Raw genomic sequence first — 25,205 nt, 5'->3', positions numbered from 1 at the left:
GGGCCTGTAATTTCCCAGTTGGCGTCTATTGACACCGCAAAATGTTTCCGCATACAGTCGTAAACGTTTACGGAGTGCGTGTCACGAGGAGAGTTGACACCATTCCCCTGGAGGAAGTCGTGAAATTCAGTGCCATTCTGTGCGGGTGCGGAGCTATGTCCAAAGGTTGGTTGCGAGCCATCGCTTCCAACCCTCTGCTGGCCGACTCCATCACCATTGTCGGCCTCGTCGACCTGAACCGGGAGACGGCGGAAAAGCTTGCCGCGGAGTTCGGCCTTGATGGCGCCGTCATCGGTTCGGACCTGTCCGACGTCATCGCGGCCACGAAGGCCGACTTGGTCTTCGACATCGTCATTCCGGCGGCCCGCTACGACGTCGTTTCGACGGCACTCAAGGCCGGCTGCCATGTGCTCAGCGAAAAGCCGATGGCGGCCTCGCTTGCCGAGGGCGCCGCACTGATCGATCTAGCCGCCGAGACCGGCCGCATCCACGCCGTCATCCAGAACCGTCGCTTCATATCAGGCGTCAGGCGCCTGCGCCGCTTTGTCGACAGCGGCGCGATCGGTGAACTCACCGGCATCCATTGCGACTTCTTCCTGGCGCCGCATTTTGGCGGCTTCCGCGAAGAGATGGACAACGTCTTGCTTCTCGACATGGCGATCCACACCTTCGATGCGGCGCGCTACGTCGCCGACAGAAAGCCGCTCGCCGTCTATTGCGTCGAGCGCAATCCGAAGGGTTCGTGGTACCGGCACGGCGCCGCAGCCAATGCCATTTTCGAATTTTCCGACGACATCGTCTTCACCTACCGCGGCTCCTGGTGCGCCGAGGGCGAGCGCACCAGCTGGGAAAGCCAATGGCGTCTCGTCGGCTCGAAGGGAATGCTCACCTGGGATGGCGAGGAGAATTTCAAGGCGACTGTTGCCGGCGAAGAGCCCGGTCTTCTACGCGGCTCTGCAGCCGTAAACGTTCCCGGTCCGGAACATGACGAGGAGACCCATGGCCACGCCAGCGTCATCGCCGACTTCATCGCGGCGATCGGCACCGGCAAACGGCCCGAGACGGTCAATTCCGACAATATCAGAAGCCTTGCCATGGTCTTCGGCGCGATCGAAAGCGCCAAGACGGGCAGGCGCGTCGAAATTTCAGCATAGGATCAAGTGACGTGAGCAACCCTGCAAAATCCATTCGTATCGGCACCATGGTCAGCGGCAACAACGGCGATGCCGCCGCGCGCATCGGCGAGATCGCCGATATGGGCTTCGAAAGCTTTGAGCCCTTCTTCTGGCAAACGACCAAGGGCCAGGACCTTGCCGAACTCGGCAAGCGCTGCCTCGATGCGATCGGCGACCGCGACATCACCATCTCGACGCTCGGCATGTTCGGCAACCCGTTGGAAGAAACCGCAATCGACCTCGAAACGCTGGAGGGCTGGAAGCACTGCATCGACAATGCCCATCACTTCGGCGCCACCTGCGTTGCCGGCTTCACCGGCCGCATCCGTGGCAAGCCGCTGACCGACAGCCTGCCGCGCTACAAGCAGGTCTGGAGCGAGCTTGCCAAGCGGGCGGCCGACAAGGGCATCAAGATCGCCTTCGAGAATTGCGCCATGGACGGCAATTGGGCAAGCGGCGACTGGAACATCGCCCATAATCCCGATGCGTGGGAACTGATGTTCAACGAGACGGCGGACGACAATATCGGTCTGGAATGGGAGCCGTGCCATCAGATGGTCTATCTGATCGATCCTTTGCCGCAGATCCGCAAATGGGCGCACAAATTCTTCCACGTCCACGGCAAGGATGCGACCATCCGCTGGGAGGTCATCAAGGAACACGGCATCTTCGGCAAGGAGAAGTTCGTCTTCATGCGCACGCCGGGCTTCGGCGACAGCAACTGGACCGACATCATTTCAGAACTGCGCCTTGCCGGCTGGTCTGGCTCGATCGACATCGAAGGCTGGCACGACCCGGTCTATCGCGACGCGCTTGAAATGACTGGTCAGGTTCACGGACTCAACTATCTGAAGAAGTGCCGGGGCGGAGATTTCGTTGTTGATCCCTGATCGACCGCCTAAGCTAGGGCCATCGGGCTGGGAGGCCCGGCGGCGCCACGCCTGACTAACTTGGTTTTTTCGCGGCGCAGCCGCTTTTTTGGGAGGAAAGCATGAAAAGAATTGCAAGACTTGCGCTGGCACTCGGCACGGCGATGCTGATGACATCGGTCGGCCATGCCGAACAGAAGACCTTCAAGATCTGGTGGTTCGAGGAGCCGACCACGGCTCAGGGCATTGTCTGGAAGAAAGCGCTCGAGGAGTTCAAGACGAAACATCCAGACATCAACGTCAGCTTCGAGCAGAAGACCTTTCAGCAGTTGCAGGCCTCAGGCGGCATGATCCTCAATTCCGATCAGGCCCCCGACGTGCTCGAGTACAACAAGGGCAATGCGACCGCTGGCTTGGTTGCAAGCCAGGGATTGCTGACCAATCTGGATGACTATGTGAAGAAGGAAGGCTGGGACAAGATCCTTAACGAAGGCGATTTTGTCCTTAGCCGTTATGACGAAAAGGGCATCTATGGCTCCGGCCCTGTTTGGGGCGTTTCGGTCTTCGGCGAATACGTCTCGTGTTTCTACAATATTGACATGTTCGAAAAGGCAGGCCTCAAGCCGCCGACGACGCTCGAAGAGTGGGTCGCTGACATGGAAGCCTTCAAGCAGAAGGGTCTGACGCCTCTCGCGCTCGGGGCGATCGACACCAGTGGCCAGCACTTGCTAGCCTCTCTAGCCTATACCAAGGCCGATGACGCCTGGGTCCAGAATTATCAGGGCTTGAAGGCTCCCCTCGACGGCGCGCCCTATCTCTATGCGGCGCAAACATTGCTCGACTGGGTCAAAAATGGCTACATCAACAAGGACTCCACGGGCATGAAGGACCCGGACGCGGCTCTGCTCTTCACCTCCGGCAAGGCGCCGATGTACGTCTCGGGCACTTGGAATCTCGGCACCTTCGCCTCGACCATCAAGGACTTCAAGTGGGGTCAGTTCGTCATTCCGACGCCGAAATATTCGGTTGGCTCGACAGGCAATCTCTGGGTCGTTCCCAAGGGTAGCAAGAATCCCGATCTCGCCGCCGAGTGGATCAGCCTGACCTTGTCGCCGAAATACCAAGCTGAACTCGGCAATGCCGGCGGCGTGCCGATCGCCGCTGATCTTTCCGTCATCACCAACCCCATCGGTAAGAACGCCGCAGCGGTTTTCAAGCAGATCTCTGACAAAAACGGCCTCGGTTTCTATCCTGACTGGCCGGTTCCCGGCTACTACGACGTGCTCAACCAGAAGGACACCGGTCTCTTCCAGGGCAGTCTTACTGCGGAGCAGTTCGTCGAACAGATCAAGCAGGTTTACGACGACACGCAGGAAAATCAGTAGCGCGACCTTGAACGCTGGGCTGCGCCGAAGGCGCGGCCCAGCGGGCGAGGCTGAAAGAAGAATGATATGGCCATATCCAGCCAGCGATCGAGCGACGGTTCACGAAGCTATAGCCTCTATCTCATTCCGGGGACGATCGGCTTCATTCTGATCGTACTCATACCGCAGCTTGCGAATCTCGGGCTGAGCTTCACGGCATGGAAAGGCGTCGGCACGCCACGACCGGTCGGCCTGCAGAACTATCATCGCCTGCTGACGGATGATCAATTCTGGGGATCGATGTATCACACGCTGCTGTTCATCGTTTCGATGACCGTGATACCGGTGTGCATCGGCCTGGTCCTGGCCGCTCTGCTGTTCGACTATGTCAGGGACCAATTCGGTGAATGGGTCTCGAGCTTTTTCAGAGCCGGCTTTTACTTACCGCAGATTCTGCCCGTAACGGTCGCGGGCGTCCTCTGGGGTTGGATTCTCAATCCCGTCGGTGTCATCAACATCACGCTAAAGGCCATCGGCCTTGATAATCTCGCACAGAACTGGATCGGCGATGCGACATACGCACTTGCTGCCGTCTCGCTGGTCATTGTCTGGATACAGGTCGGTTACTGTCTGGTGGTTTTCATGGCCGGTCTTTCGCGTATCGACCCTTCGCTCTACGAGGCTGCCGAGCTCGATGGGGCAAACTGGTGGAGCCGGCTGGTGACGATCACCATTCCACTTCTGGCGCCGGAGATTTTCGTCGTTGTGCTGACCACGCTGATCGCAGCGCTTAAAGTCTTTGCGCCAATCTTTGTCATCACCGCCGGCGGCCCCGATAACGCCACCCTCGTGCCATCCTATCTGACTTACTACCACTTCTTCACAACACAGCGCGTCGGCTATGCCGCAGCCATCGCGGTCGTGCAAACGACTCTGACGATCGCTTTGGCTGTCATTTTCCTACGCTTCCAGAGCCAGCAGGAGTCGAAGGAGTAGATCATGGCTTACTCAGTTCTCAGCGATGGTACGACCAAGGCAAAGGCGACGGTGGCAGCCGATCGCGCGCGACGCGATCCCATGCGGTGGGTGGTGCTGGCCATCCTTATTCTACTCCTCGCCTTTACGCTGTTTCCCTTTTTCCTTGCTCTGCTCAACGCCGTCAAGGCGAGTGCCGAATACGCGGTCGGCGGACCGCTTTCGATTCCCCGGTCGATCGATCTCACGGCGATCGAGAAATTCTGGACCGTGTCTGATTTCAGCCGCAAGCTGCTCAACAGCGTGGTGATCAGTCTCGCCGTGTCGGTGTTGGGGGTACTGATAAGCCTGTTCAACGCCTATGCGATTGGGGTCGGCAAGGTGCCCGGTTCGCGCCTGATTTTGGTGGTCTTTCTTCTCGGCATTATGGTGCCGCAGGAATCGATCATCTACCCACTTTACTACATGGCGAAAGCGAGCGGTCTCTACGATACGCAGCTTTCCGTGATCATTATTTTCGCGGTCCTGCAAAGCGCGTTCGGGACTTACCTGCTCTCGACCGTGCTGAGCACCTTTCCGAAGGAAATCCTCGAAGCGGCCGAGATGGATGGTTCGACCCACTGGAAAACGCTGTGGTTCGTGGTCGTCCCAGTACTGCGGCCGACACTCATGGTCCTCGGAACCTTCTTTTTCATCTGGACTTGGAACGAATTCTTGATCCCGCTCGTCATGCTGGTGTCCAACAACAACCAGACGGTCTCGGTCGCCATGGGCCTCACCCGCGGTCAGAATATGTCGGACCCGGTGCTGCAGGCCTCGGCGGCTTTCCTGGGTATAATACCGACCGTGATCTTCTTCTTGATCTTCCAGCGCACGTTAACGCGCGGCATCGCCGCCGGAGCAGTCAAATGACAACGTTTTTCACCCTTGGCCATCTCATCGGCCCCGCTTGGGGACCAGCAAGGTTTTCGGCATGAGCCAGGACATCCAGATCGAACTCTCGGGCATCGAGAAGCACTACGGCGCCTTTCATGCGCTGAAGAATGTCAACCTTTCAATTCCCAAGGGCACGTTCGTCGCGCTGGTCGGCCCGTCCGGATGCGGCAAGTCCACGTTGCTCCGCTCGCTTGCCGGGCTGGAAAAAATTACCGGCGGCACGCTGAAGATTGCCGGCGAGGTGATGAACGACGTCCCGCCGCGGGAGCGCAATATCGCCATGGTTTTTCAGAGTTACGCGCTGTATCCGCATATGACGGTGGAACAGAACCTGACCTATTCGCTGAAAATGCACGGCGTCCCCAAGGCTGAGGCAAAGCGGAAAGCCGAGGAAGTCGCTGTCATCACCGGTCTTTCCCGGCTGCTCGACCGTTATCCGCGCCAGCTTTCGGGAGGCCAACGGCAGCGTGTAGCCATGGGCCGCGCCATTATCCGCAACCCCCAGGCTTTCCTGTTCGACGAGCCGCTTTCCAATCTTGATGCGGCGCTACGCGTCTCGATGCGTAAGGAAATCCGCGCCCTGCACGACCGGCTGGGCGCCACCTCGGTGTATGTTACCCATGACCAGATCGAAGCGATGACGATGGCCGACCATGTGGTGGTGATGCGCGACGGCATCATCGAACAGCAAGGCGCGCCGCTTGATCTCTATGACCGGCCGGCGAACCGGTTCGTCGCCGGTTTCATCGGTTCGCCAGCGATGAATTTCATTCCCGCGATTGCCGCGGAAGACGGCAAGAGCCTTATCCTGGATTTCGGCGCGGTGAAGCAGACGCTTGCGATCACCCGCGCCATCGAACCCGGGCGTAAGCTCATCGCGGGCATCCGGCCGGAACATATCGGCGTCGTCGAGCCCGGCCATGGCAGCTTCGACGTGCCGATCGCCTTCGTCGAATCGACCGGCTCGTCGACTTTCATCGTCGCGAAGACCCAGCCGGAACTGACGATCGTCGAGACGCGCCGCGACAGGGTCAAGGCGGGAGAGATGATCGGACTTTCGGTCGATCCGGACCAGATCCATCTCTTCGACGCGTCGACGGACCACGTCATATAAAGACAGCAGCCGATCGGCTTGGAAAGGTCATAAATCAAACCCGGTGACGCCGTCGAGCCAGATCTCGAAGCCATCACCGGCGACCGGCTGCGCGACAACTCGACCCGACGATCGCCTGACGGCCTGCCGGTCGAGCATCGATCGGATCGCAAGAAAAACAGATCCTGCACATTCATCGCTGTTGACAACGGCGAGCAATCGATATTGTCTTGTAAAGCGCTTTACTAAACCGCTTTACAGTGAGTTCAGCCGATGGCCAAGGGAACGACACCGAGCCTGAAGGATGTTGCCGCCGCCGCCGGGGTGTCGGTCACCACAGTGTCGCGTTTCGTCAACGGAAGCCTCGATCTTCCTTTTCAGACCAAGAAGCGTATCGAGGATGCGATCAAGACGCTGAACTACCGGCCGAACCCGCATGCGCGCCGGTTAAGCAGGGGGCGCTCGGACACGATCGGCCTCGTCGTGCCCGATATCGCCAATCCCTTCTTCGCGACCCTCGTCGCCGCCGTCGAGCAGGCGGCCGATGAAAAGAAGCTGGCGGTCTCCTTGCACGCCACGCTCAATCGGCCGGGACGCGAGATCGAATATCTGCAGCTGATCGAGCGCAATCACGTCGACGGCCTGATCTTCGTCACCAACCACCCAGACGACGGCGCGCTTGCCGCGCTGATCAACGGCAGCGGCAAGGTCATCATCGTCGACGAGGACATTCCCGATTCGAAGGCGCCGAAGCTGTTCTGCGACAATGAGCAGGGCGGTTATCTCGCCGGCCAGCATCTGGCCGAGCAAGGCCATCGCCATGTCCTCTTCATCGGCGGCGACGAGCGCATGATCAGCGCCCGCAGGCGTTATGACGGCCTGCTGAAGGCGCTCAGAGAACGGTATGGCGACGAAGCCCGGGCCGATCGTTATGCCGGCGAATACACGATCGAATACGGCCGCGCGGCGGCACTCGACTATCTCTCCGGGGACCGAAAGGCGACGGCGATCTTCGCCAGCTCCGACGAGATCGCCATCGGGCTGGTCGAGGTCTTCAGAAGCCGAGGCGTCTCGATTCCTGATGACATCTCGGTCATCGGCTTCGACGACGTCGGTCCGCTTCATCTCTTTGCACCGCCGCTGACGGCCATCCGCCAGCCGGTGCGCCAGATCGGTCGGCGGTCGCTGGAGCTGCTTCTGGAAACCAATTGGCACGAGTGGAAACCATCCGCTTCGGAAGAACTCCTGCCTGTCGAAATCGTGGTGCGGAACTCCGTTGCGCCGCCTGCGAAATAACAATCAGCAACGTCAAAAAACCAAAAGAGGATGAGAACATGACACTGAATTTGACAAGACGAACGATGATCGCAGCCGCCGGCTTCACGGCATTGACCTTCATCGGCCTGGCCAGCGCTGCGGCACAGGAAAAGAAGACCGTCGCGCTGGTGCAGATCAACCAGCAGGCGCTTTTTTTCAATCAGATGAATGAGGGCGCCCAGAAGGCGGCCGATGCCGCCGGCGTCAAGCTGGTGATCTTCAACGCCAACAACGAGACGACGGCGCAAAACAGCGCGATCGAAACCTACGTCCAGGAAAAGGTCTCCGGCCTTGCCGTCGTGGCAATCGACGTCAACGGCATCATGCCGGCGGTCAAGCAGGCGGCCGATGCCGGCATTCCGGTCGTCGCCATCGACGCCATCCTGCCTGATGGTCCGCAGAAGGCGCAGATCGGCGTGGACAACGCCGCGGCCGGTGCCGACATGGGCAAATACTTCCTCGACTACGTCAAGGCGAACATGGGCGGCAAGGCCAAGCTCGGCGTTGTCGGCGCGCTGAACTCGTTCATTCAGAACATCCGCCAGGACGGCTTCGAGAAGACCCTGAAAGGCGTCGACGGCGTTGAAATGGCCGGCGTCGTCGACGGACAGAACATCCAGGACAACGCTCTTGCGGCGGCTGAAAACCTGATCACCGCCAATCCTGATCTGACCGCGATCTACGCCACCGGCGAGCCGGCCCTGATGGGGGCGATCGCCGCTGTCCAGAGCCAGGGCAAGCAGGATAAAATCAAGGTGTTCGGCTGGGATCTGACTGCCGAAGCCATTGCCGGCATCGATGCCGGCTTCGTCGTCGCCGTTGTCCAGCAGGATCCGGCCGCAATGGGCGGTGCCGCCGTCGACGCACTCGTCAAGGCCTCGGCCGGCGAAGCCGTCACCAAGACGATCTCGGTGCCGATCACCATCGTGACCAAGGAGAATGTCGAGCCGTACCGGGCCGTCTTCAAATGATCGCAAGCGGACAGCGTGACATCGCTGCCGCCGGTTCCGGAGGGGTCGCATCCTCCGGAAGCGGAACATCCGGCGGCACCCGATCCGACCCGCGCATCTCGCTGCGCGGCATCCGCAAGTCGTTCGGCTCGCACCAGGCCCTGCGCGGCGTCGATCTCGACATTTTCCCCGGCGAATGCCTGGGCCTTGTCGGCGATAACGCCGCCGGCAAGTCGACGCTGACGAAAATCATCTCGGGAACCTACATTCCGGATGCCGGCACGATCACCATGGAGGGCGAAGAGGTTCGCTTCTCCGGCCCCGCGGATGCGCGTGGGCGGAACATCGAAATGGTGTTCCAGGATCTCAGCCTCTGCGATCATATCGATGTCGTCGGCAATCTCTTCCTCGGCCGCGAACTCAGCCGCGGGCCGTTTCTCGACACCAGGACGATGCTGTCCGAGGCCCGCAAGATGCTGGATTCGCTCGAGATCCGCATCCCGAGGCTGACCGGCAAGGTCGCCCAGCTCTCCGGCGGGCAGCGCCAGGCGATCGCCATTGCACGCGCCGCCTCCTTCAAACCGAAGGTGCTGATCATGGATGAGCCGACCTCGGCGCTTGCCGTGGCCGAGGTTGAGGCGGTTCTCGCCCTGATCAACCGCGTCAAGGCAAACGGGGTCTCGGTGATCCTCATCACCCACCGGCTGCAGGACCTCTTCCGGGTCTGCGACCGTATCGCGGTGATGTATGAGGGCACGAAGGTGGCCGAACGGCAGATCGGCAGCACCAACCTCGAGGATCTCGTCAGGCTGATCGTCGGTGAAGGAGCCAGACAATGACAGCTTATACGGAACGCGGCCACGGCTCGCGCGTCGCCGATTTCTTCGGTGAACACGCACAGGTCCTGTCGATCGCCATCTTCTTCCTGGCCTGCATGATCTTCTTCTCGATCGGCAGCGAAACCTTCTTCACGCTCGGCAACATCCTGAACATCGTGCGCCAGGCAGCCCCCATCCTGATTGTCGCCATCGCCATGACCTTCGTCATCATCACTGGCGGCATCGATCTGTCGGTCGGCTCGCAGGTCGCCCTCGTCAATGCGGTCGCGGCGATCATCATGGCAATGGGTGTACCCTGGCCGTCAGTCGTCATCGGCATGGTCTTGCTCGGCGGCTTCATGGGACTGGTCCAGGGCTGGTTCACCGCCTATCAGGGCATCCCGGCCTTCATCGTCACGCTTGCCGGGCTCTCGATCCTGCGCGGTCTGGCGCTCTATCTGACCCAGGGCTATTCCATCCCGATCAAGGATGCGCCGGGCTTCTTTGCGCTCGGCCGGGGTGAAATCCTCAGTTTTCCGATCCCGGCGGTCATCGCTGTCGTCATCGCCATTCTCGGTTATGTCGTCATCACCGCGACCAAATATGGCCGCCAGGTCGTGGCGGTCGGCTCCAATGCGGAGGCGGCGCGGCGTGTCGGAATGCCGGCCAAATGGATCATCGCCTCGGTCTATATCGTCTCCGGTATCGCCTGCGCCGTCGCCGGCCTGCTGATCGCCGCTCGCCTCGGCTCCGGCTCGTCCAATGCCGCCGTCGGTTTCGAGCTGCAGGTGATTGCGGCCGTGGTGCTCGGCGGAACGTCGCTGATGGGCGGACGCGGCACCATCCTCGGCACCGTGCTCGGCACGCTGACGATCGCCGTCATCGGCAACGGCCTGATCCTGATGCACATATCGCCTTTCTTCACCCAGATCGTCACCGGCGCCATCATCCTCGTCGCCATCTGGCTGAACACGCGCATCTTCACTGCCAATTTCCATTTCCGGCTGGGCAGGAATGGATGAAGCGATGAGCGAACAGAATGGAGAGAACCTGTCCGAAGCGCATGTCCGATCCGGCAAGGTTATGACCGTCACCGGTCCAATTTCGGCGGATGCGCTCGGCGTGACGCTGATGCACGAGCATATCCTCAACGACTGCCGCTGCTGGTGGCACGCGCCGAAGACGCCGGAACGGCAATATCTCGCCGAAAGCTTCGTCTGCATGGAGATCCTCGGCGAACTCCGGCAGGACCCTTTTGTCAACAAGCACAATATCACGCTCGACGACGAACATCTGGCGATCACCGAGCTCAAGGACTTCGTAACAGAAGGTGGCCGCACGGTGGTGGAACCGACCTGCAAGGGCATCGGCCGTGATCCGCTGGCGCTCCAGCGCATCTCGAAAGCATCCGGTCTCAACGTCGTGATGGGAGCGGGTTATTACCTCGGCTCCTCACATCCCGAAGGCGTCGCGGCAATGAGCGCCGATGACATCGCGCGGGAAATTGTCCGCGAGGCGAGGCAAGGCGTCGACGGCACCGGCGTCAGGATCGGCTTGATCGGCGAGATCGGCGTCTCCTCAGATTTCACCGGCGAGGAAGAAAAATCTCTGCGCGGCGCTGCCCGCGCGCAGGTGCTGACTGGACTTCCGCTGATGGTGCATCTGCCGGGCTGGCTCCGTCTCGGCCACCGCGTGCTCGACGTGGTGGCGGAGGAGGGGGCGGATCTCCGCCACACCGTGCTTTGCCACATGAACCCGTCGCATGACGACATTGCCTATCAGAGCGAGTTGGCGGAGCGTGGCGCCTTCATCGAATACGACATGATCGGCATGGATTTCTTCTATGCCGATCAGCAGGTGCAGTGCCCGAGCGACGAGGAGGCGGCGCGCGCCATCGTCCGTCTCGTCGAGGCCGGTTATCTCGACCGTATTCTTCTGTCGCACGACGTGTTTCTGAAGATGATGCTGACGCATTACGGCGGTAACGGCTACGCCTATATCCTTCGCCACTTCCTGCCCCGTCTCCAGCGGCACGGCCTCGACAGGACGGTTCTCGACGAGATGATGCGCAGCAATCCGCGCCGCGTCTTTCATGCCGGGACCTAAAGCGCGTCGCGCTTTAGGTCTTCGTTTTACGCATGTCGTTATCGCAAAACCGCTGCACACTTTTGCGCGACATGCTTTAGCTCCATCCATTCAATCGATCACAGGTAAACGCAGACCATGACCAAGAAAATCCTCCTTGTCGGCGAAAGCTGGGTCAGCTCCGCCACGCATTACAAAGGCTTCGACCAGTTCGGCAGCGTCACCTTCCATCTCGGCGCCGAACCGCTGGTCAAGGCGCTCGCCGGCAGCGCCTTCGAGCTCACCTATATGCCGGCGCATGAGGCAGTGGAGAAATTCCCCTTCGAGATGACCGGGCTCGACGCCTATGACGCCATCATTCTCTCCGATATCGGCGCCAATTCGCTGCTGCTGCCGCCGGATGTGTGGCTGCATTCGCGCACGGTGCCGAACCGGCTGAAGCTTCTGAAGGCGTGGGTGGAGAAGGGCGGCGGCCTGCTGATGGTCGGCGGTTATTTCTCTTTCCAGGGCATCGACGGCAAGGCGCGCTGGCGGCGCACCCCCGTCGAAGACACGCTGCCCGTCACCTGCCTGCCTTATGACGACCGCGTCGAAATTCCCGAAGGAACCGTTGCCGAGGTAGTAAAGCCCGAGCATGCAACGATGCGGGGCCTCGAAGGCACCTGGCCGGGGCTTCTCGGCGTCAACGAGGTCGAAGTGCGAGACCGTGCCGATGTCGAGATCGTTGCGCGCCTGCCTCAGAATCAGGGCGGCCATCCTCTGCTCGTCGTCGGCACGCACGGCACCGGGCGGACGGCGGCCTGGACGTCGGATATCGGCCCGCACTGGCTCTCGCCCGCTTTCTGCGAATGGGAAGGTTATGGCCGGCTCTGGAAGAACATTCTCGGCTGGCTCACCGAAAAGCAGGCGTGATGTCAGCGCCGGGCAGGAATTGGAAAGGGAATGACATGCAGGAAATTTCGGATAGGCCGTCCAACGCCATCAGGGATATCTTCGGCAGGGACAAGGTTCTGATCGGCATGATCCATTGCCCGGCCTTTCCGGGCGCGCCGCGCTACCGGGAGGCTGCGATGGATGCGATCTACGACGCCTGCATGCGCGACGCCGAAGCCTGCGTGGAAGGCGGCCTGCATGGGCTGATCATCGAAAATCACGGCGACGTGCCGTTCTCGAAGCCCGAGGATATCGGCCCCGAGACGACCGGTTTCATGTCGGTCGTCACCGACCGGATTGCGCGTGCCGCCGGCATTCCGCTCGGCGTCAACGTGCTGGCCAACGCGCCTATCCCGGCTTTCGCCATTGCCATGGCCGGTGGCGCCCAATTCATCCGCGTCAACCAATGGGCCAATGCCTATGTCGCCAATGAAGGCTTCATGGAGGGCAGGGCTGCCGAAGCCATGCGCTACCGCTCGCTGCTGAGAGCCGAGCACATCAAGGTCTTTGCCGACAGCCACGTCAAGCATGGCAGCCACGCCATCGTTGCCGACCGCTCGATCCAGGAACTGACGCGCGATCTCGCCTTCTTCGATGCCGACGGCGTCATCGCCACCGGCCAGCGGACCGGCAATTCGGCAACGATGGAGGAGATCGAGGAGATCGGTGCGGCGACGCACCTGCCGCTGCTCGTCGGCTCCGGCGTCAACAAGGACAATATCGTCGGTATTCTGAGCCGCACCAACGGGGTCATCGTCGCCTCTTCGTTGAAGCAAGGCGGCGTCTGGTGGAACCCTGTCGACATCGAGCGGGTGCGCGCCTTCCGGGCGGCGGCCGAACCGGGACTGGAGGGCTGAGCATGGCGGCAGAAAGCCTTTCAGACCGCATCCTGCGCGAGAACAACGCCGTCTTCGGCACGATGCTCAGCCACCGCTTCGTCGAGGACGTCAAGAACGACAGGCTGAGCAAGGCGGCTTTCGAGCGTTATCTCGTCTATGAAGGCGCCTTCGTCGACAGCGCCATCTCGATCTTCGCCTATGCGGCGGCGACAGCCGGAACGATAGCGCAGAAGCGTTGGCTGATCGCGGTTCTCGATGCGCTCGCCAACGAGCAAATCGCCTATTTCGAGCGCACCTTCGCCAGCCGCGGCATCAATCCCTCGTCCTTCGATACCGGCATCGCCGAAGTCGAGGCCTTTCGCACCGGCATGTTGGAGATCGCCCGCCAAGGCGACTTCCTCGACACGGTCGCGGCCATGTTTGCGGCCGAGTGGATGTATTGGACCTGGTCGAAGGAAGCGGCGACCCGTCCAATCAGCGATCCGCTGCTAAAGGAATGGGTCGACCTGCATGTCGATCCGAATTTCGCCGCCCAGGCGCAATGGCTGAAAAATGAACTCGACATGACAGGAGAAACGCTGGAAGAGAATGAAAAAGCGCGGCTCAGCGCGATCTTCCGCCGGGCGATGCAGCTCGAGATCGATTTTCACGATGCGCCTTACCTCTAGAGCAATTCCAGGCAAAGCGCGAAGCGGCTTTGCCGGAATTGCGTAAAAACAAAAGGTTAGAACGATTCTGCGCTTTTATGAAAAGCTGAACCGCTCTAAACCCCACCTTGCGAAAGCGGATGCATGCGCGCCTACATAATCGGTAACGTCGCCATCGACGAAACCATCGCCGTCTCCGAACTTCCCGTCATCGGCGCCTCCATTCTGGGCAATGCCGGGGGCAGCGATCTCGGCGGCAAGGGCACGAACCAGGCGGTCGTCATGGCCCGCTGCGGCGTTCCGACAACGCTGGTGGCGCCGGTCGGCAGGGATGCCAGGGCCGATACCATTCGCCATTACCTCGCGGACGAACCGCTTCAAAGCGAACTGATCGAAATGGAAAATGCATCGAGCGATGTCTCGATCATCTTCCGGCTGCCGAGCGGCGAAAATGCCATCGTCACGACGACGGAATCGGCGCAAAGCCTGTCCCTCTCCCATGTCAGGCGGACGCTGTCGGCGGCCGGTAGCGGCGATTTCATAATGCTGCAGGGCAATCTGTCCGACCGGACGACACGCGACATTCTCGAGCATGCAAGAGCGATCGGCATGGTCACCGCTTTCAATCCCTCGCCGGTGCGCACCTATTTCTCCGATCTTTGGGGATTGATCGACATCGCCTTCCTCAACAAGGGCGAGGCGCGGGCCCTGACGGGAACGACGGGCAGGGATGCTGCCGAATATCTGCTGAGCCGAGGGCTGCGCGAAATCGTCCTGACGCTGGGCGGCGAAGGCGCGACGCTGGTGAATCGGCACGATAGCATCGAAGTGCCCGCCCAGGTCTGCGATGTTGTGGATACAACGGGCGCAGGCGATACATTCATGGCCGCAGCACTTGCATCCTGCGCGCTGCGCGGACAGCGGTTGGACAGGCTAGCCATCGAACACGCAGTGGCAGCCGCAGCCATCACCGTCTCAAGACATGGAACAAGAAAGGCGTTTCCGACCATTTCCGAGCTTGAAACGATCCTGCGATAATCCGCTCGGCATGAGCGCGCTTCATAAAATCATCATCGGCCTCTGCGAAGGGATGGGCTCCTTGCGATTCACTCCGTCATATCCAGCAGCATCCGGACCTTTCTCATGACATCTTCCCCGATTTCCGCGCGTCTTTCCCCGAACGCCTCGTTCCGCCTTGTCGTGCTTGCCGAAACGGTATTGAAGGCGGGCGAAACTGCCCGCGGCTCCCTGCGGCGGCGCAGATCCCAGGAGATGCTCGCCAAGGCGCCGCGCGACTATCAGACCGAAATCGATCTCGCCGTCGAGCGGATCATCGTCGACGAGATGACGAAGGCCTTCCCGGACTACGCCATCCAAGGCGAGGAAGCCGTCGGCAACCGCACGGCGGGTCCGGAAACGCCGATCATCTATATTGACCCGATCGACGGCACGACCAATTACGCCTGGGGCGTTCCGCATTTCGGCATGACGATCTCGATCGTCGAAAGCGGCAGGCTCGTCATGGGCGTCGTCTATGACGCCATGCAGGACGAGCTGTTCAGCGCCGAGATCGGTGGCGGCGCTTATCTGAACGGCGGGCGTATCCACTGCGCCGATGTCGGCGACGTCGAGAACGTGCTTGTCGGCGCCGGGCTGCCGATCCCTGGCCAGGTCACGGCGGTTGCGGAAGAGACCTATTTCGAGGCCATCAAACGCCTGATGGCGAATACGGCGGGTGTGCGCCGCCTCGGCTCGGCGGCCCTGTCGATCGCCTATGTCGCCTGCGGCCGGCTGGACGGATTCTTCGAGGACGGGCTCGCGATCCATGATTTCGGCGCCTCGGCTCTGATGGTCGAAGAGGCGGGCGGCATCGTCACCCGTTTTTCCGGCGCTAAGGTTGTCGGAAAGAGCGACGTCCTGGCTGCCAGCAAGGCGCTGCATCCCTGGCTGCTGGAAGGCTTCCAGATCAGGACGTGAACCGATGCATTCCGGCGCAATTATCCCGGTTTCGCATAGGCGAATGCCGCGCCAACAACTGTGTTGGCGCGGTACTAGCGGACGATGCCTATGGGCGGATTTCGGACGACATCATGCTCTATTTATTTGATTTAGATGCTGATTCAGGTTTTAGGCCGAGCCGGCCTAAAATCATCAGCATCTAAGCGGCCAATGCTTCGTCATCGTCAGCGAACATCCGGGTCAAGCTCAGGAAGCAAATCATCCCAGACTGGTGAGTGATAATTCCTTCACAGTATGAGCGGTCCGGCGAACTGACAATCTCTGGAGCCTGTTGCAGATCATCGGCGTTGATCGAAAGCATATCGGTGACCTGATCCACCATAAGGCCGATCGGTTTGCCGTGAACTTCGGCGACCACGATTGCGCTGCGTTCGGTCGCTTCCGACGAAGGCATCCCCAGCTTGCGACATAAGTCGATGGTGGGAATGACGACGCCTCGCAAGTTAATGATGCCGACCATTTCCGGCGGCGCGTGCGGGATCGGCGTCGAAGCTGCCCATCCACGTATCTCTCGAATGGAGGTGGTTTCGATACAGAAGCTCTGACCATGCAATTGGAATGCAATGATTTCGAGAGACGTGCGTCCATCGCGATTTTTGGATATCGACGCCATCAAAACTCCTCCCAGCTGTCGCCGCCTTTGAGCGCCACATTGCCGCTGAATGCTCGGGCAACCTTCGCCGTCATCTGACGGGCTGGCGACGGCATAGCCCGCAAATGCCGGTCGGCTGCAACCGGGACGGCGCGAGGTGCACCGGCACCTGTCCCGATGTTGAACTGACCGAGGAGATCGAAGAGTTGATCTGCTTCCTTGGCAAGACTATGCGCCGCGGCCGTCGTCTCCTCGACCATGGCGGCATTTTGCTGTGTGCCCTGGTCCATCGTATTGACGGCGGTATTGATTTCCTTGAGACCCGTTGCCTGCTCTTTGGAGGCTTCGACGATGGCGCCGACATTACCGTTCACCTGGACGACCTGGGTCACGATTTCCTGCAATGCCTTGCCGGTGTTACCAACCAATGTGACACCGCTTTTGACGTGTTCGTTCGAGGCGTTGATCAGCTCCTTGATCTCCTTTGCCGCCTTGGCCGATCGCTGGGCGAGTTCGCGAACTTCCTGAGCGACGACGGCGAAGCCCTTGCCAGCGTCGCCGGCCCGGGCCGCTTCAACACCGGCATTGAGCGCCAGAAGATTCGTCTGGAAGGCGATTTCGTCGATTACGCCGATAATGTTGGCGATCTCGCCGGCGGACTTTTCGATCTTGCCCATCGCGTCCACGGCTTGACTGACAATGTTGCCGGAATTCTCCGCATTCTCCTTGGTCTTGCGAACAAGCTGCCCTGCTTCCTGGGCGCGGGAACTGGAATCAGCGACGGTGGTTGTGATCTCCTCCAGCGCTGCGGCCGTCTCCTCGACGGAAGCAGCCTGCTGCTCGGTACGCTTGGACAGATCGTTCGAGGCGGATTGTATTTGTTGCGATGCCGCAGCGATGGCGCCAGCGTTCTGCGAGATTGTCTGCAATGTAACGCGAAGCTTCGATGAAGCGTCGTTAAAATCGGCGCGCAGTTTCTCCAAGGCGGGCAGGAAGGGCATGGCGATGGTCTGCATCAGATCGCCCTCTGACAAAGCCTTTAGCGCTCCCGCGAGCTGGTCGACATTTCCGACGCGCGTGGTGACATCGGTCGCAAATTTGACGACCTTGAAAACTTTGCCGTTCATGTCGAAGATCGGATTGTATGATGCCTGGATATGGACCTTCTTGCCGCCCTTGCCGATGCGCAAGAACTCATCCGCAACAAATTCTCCCGCGGCAAGCTTCGTCCAGAACCGACGATAATCTTCACTGTTGCTATAGCTTGGCTCACAGAACATCGAGTGATGTTTGCCCTGGATTTCCGCCAGCTCGTAGCCGAGTGTCGTCAGGAAATTCTCATTTACGGTGAGAATATCGCCTTTCGGAGTGAACTCGATGACTGCCTGGGCGCGCGAGATGGCGTTCAGCTTACCGCTATCTTCGGCCGCCTTGAGCTTCTGCGCGGTGATATCGGTCGCGAATTTGACGACCTTATACGGCTTGCCCCCGCGAATGACCGGGTTGTAGGAGGCCTCGATCCAGACCTCCGTGCCGCCCTTGCCGATGCGCTTATATTGCCGTTGATCGAACTGGCCGCGCGCTAGTTTTGCCCAGAAGTCTTTATAGTCGGAGCTGGCTGCCTCAGCCGGATCGACAAAGAGGCGATGATGTTGACCGACGATTTCGGAAAGCTGATAACCGAGCGCCCGGCAAAAGTTTTCGTTCGCGGTGATGATTGTACCATCCAGCTTGAACTCGATGATCGCCTGAGACTTGCTCATCGCTTCGAGAACGGCCCTTGCATCGACGCCTGCGCCAAATCCCAACATTCATTCCTCCATAGTTTCACAATGGCCAATTATCGCAGGCGGGAAGCCATCAAATACCATCACTTTTGATAGGGCCAATTCTTAAATGAAGACATTTATAATATGTAAATGTACGAATGCATTCGTGTAAGATTCGCGCATTTCTATTTGAATTGTTTCAGATAATCGAAATGGCGGTCGCTCCGCACAACCACGGATACATAAAAAGCCTATGGAAAACGCAGAATAAACTTTAACTTTAGTTCGAAAACACCGACCTGGTATCAGATCACACGGCGTGAGCCGGCACAGTCAACATCTGAAGCGCCGCTCATGCCGAATCAAAGGCATGTATTCGACTTGATTCGCTCACCGGGGTACTGCGGCAGGATCTGCAACTCGGAATGCACAAGCTCGTTGTGACGGAAGATAAAAAAGCGGGAGAAGCACGGCTCGACCCTCATCCCGGCCCGGATCCGATCGTCCGGCGCCATCATCGCCTTCAGACGGGTGCCGTCGGCAAGATCGACATCGACCATCTTGTGGGTGCCGAAATCGACGATGCGATGGACTGTCGCGGCATCGACGCGGTCCGAGGAACGGATCGTCAGCGCTTCCGGCCGAGCGGCCAGCGTCACCGGCCCATCCTCGACGGGAACCGCAAGCGGGAACAGCGGATGCTCGCAGACACCGTTTCTAACGCGGCTCTGGACAAAATTCATCGAGCCGATGAAACCGGCGACGAAAGCGGTCTGCGGCTGCCGGTAGATAGTGCTTGGCGGCGCGATCTGTTCGGTGCGTCCGTCGCGCATGACGACGATGCGGTCGGCGAGCGCTAAGGCCTCGTCCTGGCCATGGGTGACGAAGAGCGTGGTGATGCCGAGGCGCTGCTGGATATCGCGCACTTCCTCCCGCAGCCTTTCGCGCAGATGCTGGTCAAGGCTGGCGAAGGGCTCGTCGAGCAGAAGGATCTTCGGCTCGAGCACGAGCGAGCGGGCAAGCGCGACGCGCTGCTGCTGACCGCCGGAGAGCTGAGTCGTCATCCGCCGTCCGTAATCGGCGAGACCGACCAAGGCTAAAGCATCCTCGACACGCTGGCGAATCTCCGCTTTCGGCAGCCGGCGGAGCTTCAGGCCGAAGGCGATGTTGTTGAAGACATCCATGTGCGTCCAGAGCGCATGGCTCTGAAACACCATGCCGGTCGGGCGCCGCTCGGGCGGCAGCGCCGTCACATCCTTCGCATCGATGCGGATCGTTCCGCCGCTCGGGCGCTCGAAACCGCCGATCATTCTGAGAAGCGTCGACTTGCCGGAACCGGATGGGCCGAGCAGGCAGACGAGCTCGCCATCGCTCACTTCGAGCGAGAAGTCGCGAACGGCAAAGGTGGTCCCGAACAGCTTCGAAACGCCCTCGATCGAAAGATGTGCCATTCTCAAACCCTTTCCTGATAAGCGATGCCTTAGGCGCCGAAGCCTCTCGCAAAGGCGCCGGTGCCGATCACCCGGCGGGCAAACATCAACGCGATGAAGGACGGCACCCACAGCATGACTGACAGTACGGCACCGTATTGCACGACGATCTGATTGTTGATGAAGCTGATCATCAGCACCGGCATGGTGCGGACTTGAGGCGCGCCGATTAGCCAGGCGCCTTCGGTCTCGTAGAATGTGCCGACGAAGGTCAAAAGCAGTGCAGCTGCGATCGTCGGTGCGGCCTGCGGCAGCGTGATCGACCAGAAGACGCGCAGCGGCGTGGCACCCGCATCGCGCGCCGCCTCTTCCATGCGCCGGTCGACATTCTGGAAGGCTGCGACCGGAATCCAGATCATCAGCATCAGCGTGCCGACAAGCTGGATCAACACAACGCCCCAGAAGGTGCTGATCAGGCCGAGCTGCAGGAAGATGCCGGCAATGGCGACGAGCAGGCCGAATTTCGGAAAGGCATGCGATGAGAGGAACGACAGGAACAGGATGTTCCTGCCGGGAAAGCGCAGGCGCGCGAAGGCGTAAGCCGCGGGAAGGCAGATGACGGCGGAAAGAACGGTTACCGTCGTCGTCAACCGCAGGCTGAGGAAGAGCGCGTCCCAGACATCCGGACGCGCCAGCGTCTGGCCCCAGAAGCGCAGGCCGAACTGCTGCGGGATCACCGAGGGGTAACGCCAGATCTCGGTGAAGGCCCATGTCCCGACGACGATCAGCGGCAGCGCGATGAACAGCGTCAGCAGGCAGGCGAAGAGAAAGCCGATCCAGTCGAAGCGCAGGCCGAAGCTCGATCTGACGGCACTCATGGCCGGGCCTCGCGGTTGCGGGCGATCGACCTGATGTAGAGAATGCCGAAGACTAGGCAGAAGCCGAATGTGATGACGGCCTGGGTCATGGCGTTCAGCGGGTCGTTCATGTCGGCGAAGGTGCGCTGCATGAACGGTCCCATCATCTCCGGCGATGCCGAGCCGAGCACATAGGGCAGGGTGAAGGCGGAGAAGATCCCGAGCACGGCAAAAGACGCGGTGACCAGCAGCGAGTTACCCATGCGCGGCAGGATGATCGAGATGAACACCCGAAGCGGTCTTGCGCCGACATCGCGGGCGGCTTCGATGGCGCTGTTCGAGACGGAGGAGAGCCCTGATGTCAGCATCAGCACCGTCAAGGGAAGATTGTCCCAGACGAGACCGATGACCGGCCCCCACGGCGTCAGGTAGGGCGTGCGCAGCTTGGGCAGGCCGACGGCGTTCAGCAGCAGGTCGACGGTGCCGTTCGGCCCGATGGTGCGGATCAGCGCATAGGCCAGAATGATCGACGGCACGAACATCGGGAAGATCGCGAGAGCCTGCACATAGGCGGCGAGACGCCCTTGCGAAAACCGGAGGTAGAGCGCGATCGGAAGACCAATCGCCAGAAGCAGAATGCCGCAGACGGCAGTGGTCCAGAGCGTCAGCCACAGATTGCCGAGGCTGTAGCCGTCGGTGAAGAAGAAGCGATAGGAGGCAAGCGAGAATTCCGTCGCGCCGTCAGGGCCTCGAACGAAGATCGTGCCGAGGACCGCCGAAAAGATCGGAAAGACGATCAGCCATGCCAGCAGGAGGACCGGCAGGGCAACGAGGAGGAGCCCGATCGAGCTCCCCCTTCCCATGGACCGGTGACGGCGCAGAACCGCCGGCGCAGTGTCAGTGGACATCAGGTGCGGCTGATGCCCGGCGCGACGTTGCGGTACCAGCCGTCGGCGATCGCCTTTTCCCAATCGCCGCCCGGGAAGGTCGGGATGGTCGAGGGGATGACGTCGGCATATTTCTTGCGAAGATCGTCGGAGATGTGATCCCAGGAGATGGCGGGGAAACCACCGATCTCCGTGATGATCGCTTCCTGCATTTCCTTCGTCAGCATGAATGCAGCCAGCTTCAGCGCCGCATCCTTGTTGGCGCCGTTCGAGAACACGGTGATGCTGGAGAAGCCGCCGCAAAGGGCAAGATCGGCAAGCTGCACGAGGCCGGTCGTATCAGGCAGCACACCCTGGGAGATCGCCTGCAGCACTTGGTCCGACCAGACCGGCACCATGGTGACGACGCCTTGGGCGAGCAGCTGGATCGACTGGGTGTTGCCTGACGTATAGGCGCCCTTGTCGTAGAGCGCAGGCGCGAGCTCGTTGAGGATTTTCCAGGCCGGCGTCAGTGTCTCGGTGGCGAATTCGGCGGTGAAATTGTCGATCTTGAACTTCTTCGGATCGCGGCCATTGGCCTCATGGATCGCGCGGCGGACGAAGTTTCCGCCCGAACCGCCCTTGTCGGGACGGTTGTAGATGAACTGGCCCGGATTGGCCTTGATCCAGGCGGTGAGCTGATCCCAGTTCTTTGGCGCATCCTTCGGATCGAGCTTGGTCGTATCGTAGGCGAGAAGGACCTGCGAACCGCGATAGGGAAGGGAGTAGGGTGTGTCGAAGGCAAGCGGATTGATATGGTCGTAGCCTTCGACGTTCTCGCCGGAGAACTTGACCCAGAGCCCGGCATCGATGCCGCCGGACGGTAGGCGCGGATCGAATTGCTCGAAAAGGTCGGCCTGCGGATCGGTCTTCGTCTTCAGTGCCGCGAGCGCACGGTCGGCGATGGCGCGCAGGCCATTATTGTCGCCGGCATCGGTCACCTTCAGCGCAACACCTGGATGCGCCTTTTCGAAGGCCGGGCGGATGACGTTGTTCCAGAGGTCGACGATGTTGGCATCCGAACCGCTGTAGAGATCGAGCGTGCCGGCGGCAGCCGACGCGAAACGCGGAAGAGCCAGCAGGCCAGCTGCAGCCGACGATGTGATCAGAAATTCGCGTCTATTCATAACCCGTCTCCATCAGGTGTCGAGGCTCAGCCTCCGCAGGGATTGTCCAAGGTCTTGCTAGCGCCGGCGCGTAACATCGACATGACAGGATCGGGCGTATCCGCAGGCAAATTGCACAGCTGTGCTCTTTGCACCGTGTGGAAATCGCCGGCAGGAGATACTATCTCTTGCGAAAAGGAGATATCCAATGACCGAAGAACGTGCAGTCCTCGCCGGTGGTTGCTTCTGGGGCATGCAGGACCTCATCCGCCGATATAAGGGCGTGATTTCGACCCGCGTCGGCTATACCGGCGGCGATGTGCCGAATGCCACCTACCGCAACCACGGAACCCATGCCGAGGCGATCGAGATCATCTTCGATCCCGCAAGGATCAGCTATCGGGAAATCCTCGAATTCTTCTTCCAGATCCACGACCCAAGCACGCGCAACCGCCAGGGCAACGACGTTGGCTTGAGCTACCGCTCGGCAATCTTCTACGTCACCCCTGAGCAGGAGCGCGTCGCCAGGGATACGATCGCCGACGTCGATGCATCAGGCCTGTGGCCTGGCAAGGTCGTCACCGAAGTTGTGCCGGTCAGCGATTTCTGGGAAGCCGAACCCGAACATCAGGATTATCTGGAGCGGATTCCGAATGGCTATACCTGCCATTTCGTCCGGCCCGGCTGGAAGCTGCCGGTCCGCCAGAAGATCGCCTGAAATTGATCAGGCTCCCATCGCCGCGCGGCTGGTTTCCAGAAGCGCGGCGACGAGATTTGTCCTCGGCGAGGATCGCGTCACCACGATGCCGACGGTGCGCACGGCGGACGAGCGGGGCAGGGGCAGCTTGAGGATATTAAGCCCAGCCGGCCAGGGCGGCGCCCAATCCGGCACGATCGATATCCCGAGACCACGGTCTACCATCACCGCGATCGCCTCCAGCGCGTCGAGCTCATAACGCTCGACCGGGCGGATGCCGATCTCGCGCAGATATTCGTCGGCGATGTGGCCGCCCCACTGGTTGCGGTCGTAACGGATGAAGGGCAGGGTCTGCAGGAGTTCGAGCGGATCCGCGCCTTCGCAGTCCCGCGGAGCGATTAGCACCAGGGGTTCCTGGCGCAGCTTGTTGAAAGTCAGCGTCTTTTGCATCGGAAATCGCGGTTCGATGATGAAGGCTGCGTCCAGCCCGCCGTTCAAAACCTCGGCATAGAGGTCCATCGAAGCGCCCGGCTTGAGGAAGATCTCGATCAGCGGATAGTCCTGGGCGAGACGGTGAAGAATGTCGGGAACGAGACCGGTCAGCGCCGTATTGATCGCCCCGATCCGCATCTCGCCCGAAATCGTCGCGGTGCCGGCCATCGCCTTCAGGTCGCGTGTATCGCGCACCAGATCCCTGCAGCGTTCGAGAATGGCAAAACCCGCCTCCGTCGGCCGCATGACGCGGCCGGAGCGCACCAGCAGCCGCACCCCGAGCTCAGCCTCCAATGCGCGGATGCGCTGGGCGACGGCCGCAGGCGTGAGGTTCAGCCGCTGGGCGGCTTCCGCCAGCGAGTGCCGCTCGGCAACGACAATGAAGGTTTCGAGAAAACGTGTGTCCATCGATAGTTTTTCTATCTCTTGAACGAAGCAGAAGCGATATTTTATTTATAGTCCATTGCTCCGAAGGATGGCCGATCATTGAGGAGACGGATGGAATGGATTTCGGCCTGAAGGACAAGACCGCCCTGGTGCTTGGCGCCGGCGGCGGACTGGGCAGCGCGATTGCCGTCAAACTTGCGCGCGAAGGCGCCAGAATTGCCGCGGCGGATATCGATCTCACCGCCGCTGAGAAGACCGCGGCTGCGATCGAATCCGAGGGCGGCAAGGCGCTGGCGCTGCAATGGGACCTTTCCGATCTCGGTTCGATCGATGCCCATGTCGCTGCAATCGAGCGCCAGTTCGGACCGGTCGATATCCTCGTCAACAATACCGGCGGCCCACCTCCGACCACCGTCTCCGGTCAGGATCCGGCGGTCTGGAACCAGTATTTCCAAAGCATGGTGCTCTCGGTCATCGCCGTTACCGATCGTGTGCTGCCTGAGATGCTGGCGCGCAAATGGGGACGCATCGTCACCTCGACCTCGTCGGGCGTGGTCGCGCCGATCCCCAATCTCGGCATTTCAAACGCGCTGCGCCTGTCGTTGGTCGGCTGGTCGAAAACACTGGCGCGTGAAGTCGGGCGCGACGGCATCACCGTCAACATCGTCCTGCCCGGCCGGATCGCCACCGGCCGCATCACCTTCCTCGACGAGCAGAAGGCCAAACGCGAAAACCGCTCGGTCGATGACGTCGTCACCGAGAGCGCCGGCAGCATTCCGCTCGGCCGCTATGGACGGCCGGAAGAATATGGCAATGTCGTCACCTTCCTGGCAAGCGAACCTGCCTCCTATCTCACCGGATCGGTGATCCGCGTCGATGGCGGCATGATCCAGAGCATCTGATAGAAACCGAAGTGGAACCGATACCCG

26 protein-coding genes are annotated in these 25,205 nt (G+C 60.5%); 18 read left to right on the top strand and 8 right to left on the bottom strand.

Features of this window, described 5'->3' with window-relative positions; genetic code table 11:
- Positions 1-119 precede the first annotated feature (119 nt).
- The 6 genes from ACIPSK_RS16890 (at position 120) to ACIPSK_RS16865 (ending at position 6,433) form a co-directional block, all read left to right on the top strand.
- Positions 120-1,154: a Gfo/Idh/MocA family protein gene (locus ACIPSK_RS16890; protein WP_162116688.1), complete on the top strand. Its 1,035-nt coding sequence runs from the start codon at positions 120-122 to the stop codon at positions 1,152-1,154.
- An 11-nt stretch (positions 1,155-1,165) separates the two neighbouring features.
- Positions 1,166-2,065, top strand: coding sequence for a sugar phosphate isomerase/epimerase family protein (locus tag ACIPSK_RS16885; RefSeq protein WP_162116687.1), 900 nt, complete (start codon positions 1,166-1,168; stop codon positions 2,063-2,065).
- A 101-nt stretch (positions 2,066-2,166) separates the two neighbouring features.
- Positions 2,167-3,429 (top strand): ABC transporter substrate-binding protein, encoded by a 1,263-nt coding sequence (locus ACIPSK_RS16880; protein ID WP_162116686.1) that lies wholly within the window; start codon positions 2,167-2,169, stop codon positions 3,427-3,429.
- 66 nt (positions 3,430-3,495) lie between these two features.
- On the top strand, positions 3,496-4,404 hold the full coding sequence (locus tag ACIPSK_RS16875; RefSeq protein WP_162116685.1) for a carbohydrate ABC transporter permease: 909 nt from the start codon (positions 3,496-3,498) through the stop codon (positions 4,402-4,404).
- 3 nt (positions 4,405-4,407) lie between these two features.
- Positions 4,408-5,295 carry a carbohydrate ABC transporter permease gene (locus tag ACIPSK_RS16870; RefSeq protein ID WP_162116684.1) on the top strand — a complete coding sequence of 296 codons (888 nt, stop codon included), beginning with the start codon at positions 4,408-4,410 and terminating at the stop codon, positions 5,293-5,295.
- Between the two features lie 61 nt (positions 5,296-5,356).
- Positions 5,357-6,433, top strand: coding sequence for an ABC transporter ATP-binding protein (locus ACIPSK_RS16865; protein ID WP_162116683.1), 1,077 nt, complete (start codon positions 5,357-5,359; stop codon positions 6,431-6,433).
- A 27-nt stretch (positions 6,434-6,460) separates the two neighbouring features.
- Here ACIPSK_RS16865 and ACIPSK_RS16860 read toward each other — a convergent pair whose 3' ends face one another.
- A complete protein-coding gene (locus tag ACIPSK_RS16860) occupies positions 6,461-6,631 on the bottom strand; it encodes a hypothetical protein (RefSeq protein WP_162116682.1) in 171 nt (56 codons plus the stop codon).
- A gap of 54 nt (positions 6,632-6,685) precedes the next feature.
- Here ACIPSK_RS16860 and ACIPSK_RS16855 point away from each other — a divergent pair, with 54 nt between their 5' ends.
- The 10 genes from ACIPSK_RS16855 to ACIPSK_RS16810 all read left to right on the top strand — a co-directional run bounded on the left by ACIPSK_RS16855 (position 6,686) and on the right by ACIPSK_RS16810 (position 15,978).
- Entirely contained in the window at positions 6,686-7,708 is a 1,023-nt protein-coding gene (locus ACIPSK_RS16855; RefSeq protein WP_162116681.1) for a LacI family DNA-binding transcriptional regulator, read from the top strand.
- Positions 7,709-7,746: 38 nt separating this feature from the next.
- Positions 7,747-8,700 carry an ABC transporter substrate-binding protein gene (locus ACIPSK_RS16850; RefSeq protein ID WP_162116680.1) on the top strand — a complete coding sequence of 318 codons (954 nt, stop codon included), beginning with the start codon at positions 7,747-7,749 and terminating at the stop codon, positions 8,698-8,700.
- Complete coding sequence (locus tag ACIPSK_RS16845) at positions 8,697-9,518, top strand: ATP-binding cassette domain-containing protein (RefSeq protein ID WP_017969205.1); 822 nt, start codon at positions 8,697-8,699, stop codon at positions 9,516-9,518. The genes ACIPSK_RS16850 and ACIPSK_RS16845 overlap by 4 nt, the downstream gene beginning before the upstream one ends.
- Positions 9,515-10,519, top strand: a complete 1,005-nt coding sequence (locus ACIPSK_RS16840) for an ABC transporter permease (protein WP_162116679.1) — start codon at positions 9,515-9,517, stop codon at positions 10,517-10,519. Before ACIPSK_RS16845 ends, ACIPSK_RS16840 begins: the two co-directional genes overlap by 4 nt.
- A 4-nt stretch (positions 10,520-10,523) precedes the next feature.
- Positions 10,524-11,603: a phosphotriesterase family protein gene (locus ACIPSK_RS16835; RefSeq protein WP_162116678.1), complete on the top strand. Its 1,080-nt coding sequence runs from the start codon at positions 10,524-10,526 to the stop codon at positions 11,601-11,603.
- Between the two features lie 117 nt (positions 11,604-11,720).
- Entirely contained in the window at positions 11,721-12,494 is a 774-nt protein-coding gene (locus ACIPSK_RS16830) for a glutamine amidotransferase (RefSeq protein WP_162116677.1), read from the top strand.
- A 35-nt stretch (positions 12,495-12,529) separates the two neighbouring features.
- Positions 12,530-13,372, top strand: a complete 843-nt coding sequence (locus ACIPSK_RS16825) for a BtpA/SgcQ family protein (RefSeq protein WP_162116676.1) — start codon at positions 12,530-12,532, stop codon at positions 13,370-13,372.
- Positions 13,373-13,374: 2 nt separating this feature from the next.
- Positions 13,375-14,022: a TenA family protein gene (locus ACIPSK_RS16820; RefSeq protein WP_162116675.1), complete on the top strand. Its 648-nt coding sequence runs from the start codon at positions 13,375-13,377 to the stop codon at positions 14,020-14,022.
- Between the two features lie 123 nt (positions 14,023-14,145).
- Positions 14,146-15,039, top strand: a complete 894-nt coding sequence (locus ACIPSK_RS16815; RefSeq protein ID WP_162116674.1) for a ribokinase — start codon at positions 14,146-14,148, stop codon at positions 15,037-15,039.
- A gap of 105 nt (positions 15,040-15,144) precedes the next feature.
- On the top strand, positions 15,145-15,978 hold the full coding sequence (locus ACIPSK_RS16810; protein ID WP_162116673.1) for an inositol monophosphatase family protein: 834 nt from the start codon (positions 15,145-15,147) through the stop codon (positions 15,976-15,978).
- 181 nt (positions 15,979-16,159) lie between these two features.
- Here ACIPSK_RS16810 and ACIPSK_RS16805 read toward each other — a convergent pair whose 3' ends face one another.
- The 6 genes from ACIPSK_RS16805 to ACIPSK_RS16780 form a co-directional block, all read right to left on the bottom strand.
- Positions 16,160-16,633 (bottom strand): chemotaxis protein CheW, encoded by a 474-nt coding sequence (locus tag ACIPSK_RS16805; RefSeq protein ID WP_017969197.1) that lies wholly within the window; start codon positions 16,631-16,633, stop codon positions 16,160-16,162.
- A complete protein-coding gene (locus ACIPSK_RS16800; RefSeq protein ID WP_162116672.1) occupies positions 16,633-18,423 on the bottom strand; it encodes a methyl-accepting chemotaxis protein in 1,791 nt (596 codons plus the stop codon). Before ACIPSK_RS16800 ends, ACIPSK_RS16805 begins: the two co-directional genes overlap by 1 nt.
- Positions 18,424-18,743: 320 nt before the next feature.
- Entirely contained in the window at positions 18,744-19,832 is a 1,089-nt protein-coding gene (locus tag ACIPSK_RS16795) for an ABC transporter ATP-binding protein (protein ID WP_162116671.1), read from the bottom strand.
- 29 nt (positions 19,833-19,861) lie between these two features.
- On the bottom strand, positions 19,862-20,689 hold the full coding sequence (locus ACIPSK_RS16790) for an ABC transporter permease (RefSeq protein WP_162116670.1): 828 nt from the start codon (positions 20,687-20,689) through the stop codon (positions 19,862-19,864).
- Complete coding sequence (locus ACIPSK_RS16785; RefSeq protein ID WP_162116669.1) at positions 20,686-21,576, bottom strand: ABC transporter permease; 891 nt, start codon at positions 21,574-21,576, stop codon at positions 20,686-20,688. Before ACIPSK_RS16785 ends, ACIPSK_RS16790 begins: the two co-directional genes overlap by 4 nt.
- Complete coding sequence (locus tag ACIPSK_RS16780; protein WP_162116668.1) at positions 21,576-22,721, bottom strand: extracellular solute-binding protein; 1,146 nt, start codon at positions 22,719-22,721, stop codon at positions 21,576-21,578. The genes ACIPSK_RS16785 and ACIPSK_RS16780 overlap by 1 nt, the downstream gene beginning before the upstream one ends.
- Positions 22,722-22,908: 187 nt before the next feature.
- On the opposite strand from ACIPSK_RS16780, the gene msrA reads away from it, so the two are divergent.
- Positions 22,909-23,418 carry a peptide-methionine (S)-S-oxide reductase MsrA gene (msrA, locus tag ACIPSK_RS16775; RefSeq protein ID WP_012760071.1) on the top strand — a complete coding sequence of 170 codons (510 nt, stop codon included), beginning with the start codon at positions 22,909-22,911 and terminating at the stop codon, positions 23,416-23,418.
- A 6-nt stretch (positions 23,419-23,424) separates the two neighbouring features.
- Here msrA and ACIPSK_RS16770 read toward each other — a convergent pair whose 3' ends face one another.
- Positions 23,425-24,297: a LysR family transcriptional regulator gene (locus tag ACIPSK_RS16770; protein WP_162116667.1), complete on the bottom strand. Its 873-nt coding sequence runs from the start codon at positions 24,295-24,297 to the stop codon at positions 23,425-23,427.
- 95 nt (positions 24,298-24,392) lie between these two features.
- On the opposite strand from ACIPSK_RS16770, the gene ACIPSK_RS16765 reads away from it, so the two are divergent.
- Positions 24,393-25,178: an SDR family oxidoreductase gene (locus ACIPSK_RS16765; RefSeq protein WP_162116666.1), complete on the top strand. Its 786-nt coding sequence runs from the start codon at positions 24,393-24,395 to the stop codon at positions 25,176-25,178.
- The last annotated feature ends 27 nt before the right edge of the window (positions 25,179-25,205 follow it).

The organism is Rhizobium sp. LARHSG275 (genome assembly GCF_052871115.1).
Note: the sequence above shows the minus strand (reverse complement) of the source record. Positions and strands in the feature narration are given on the sequence as shown.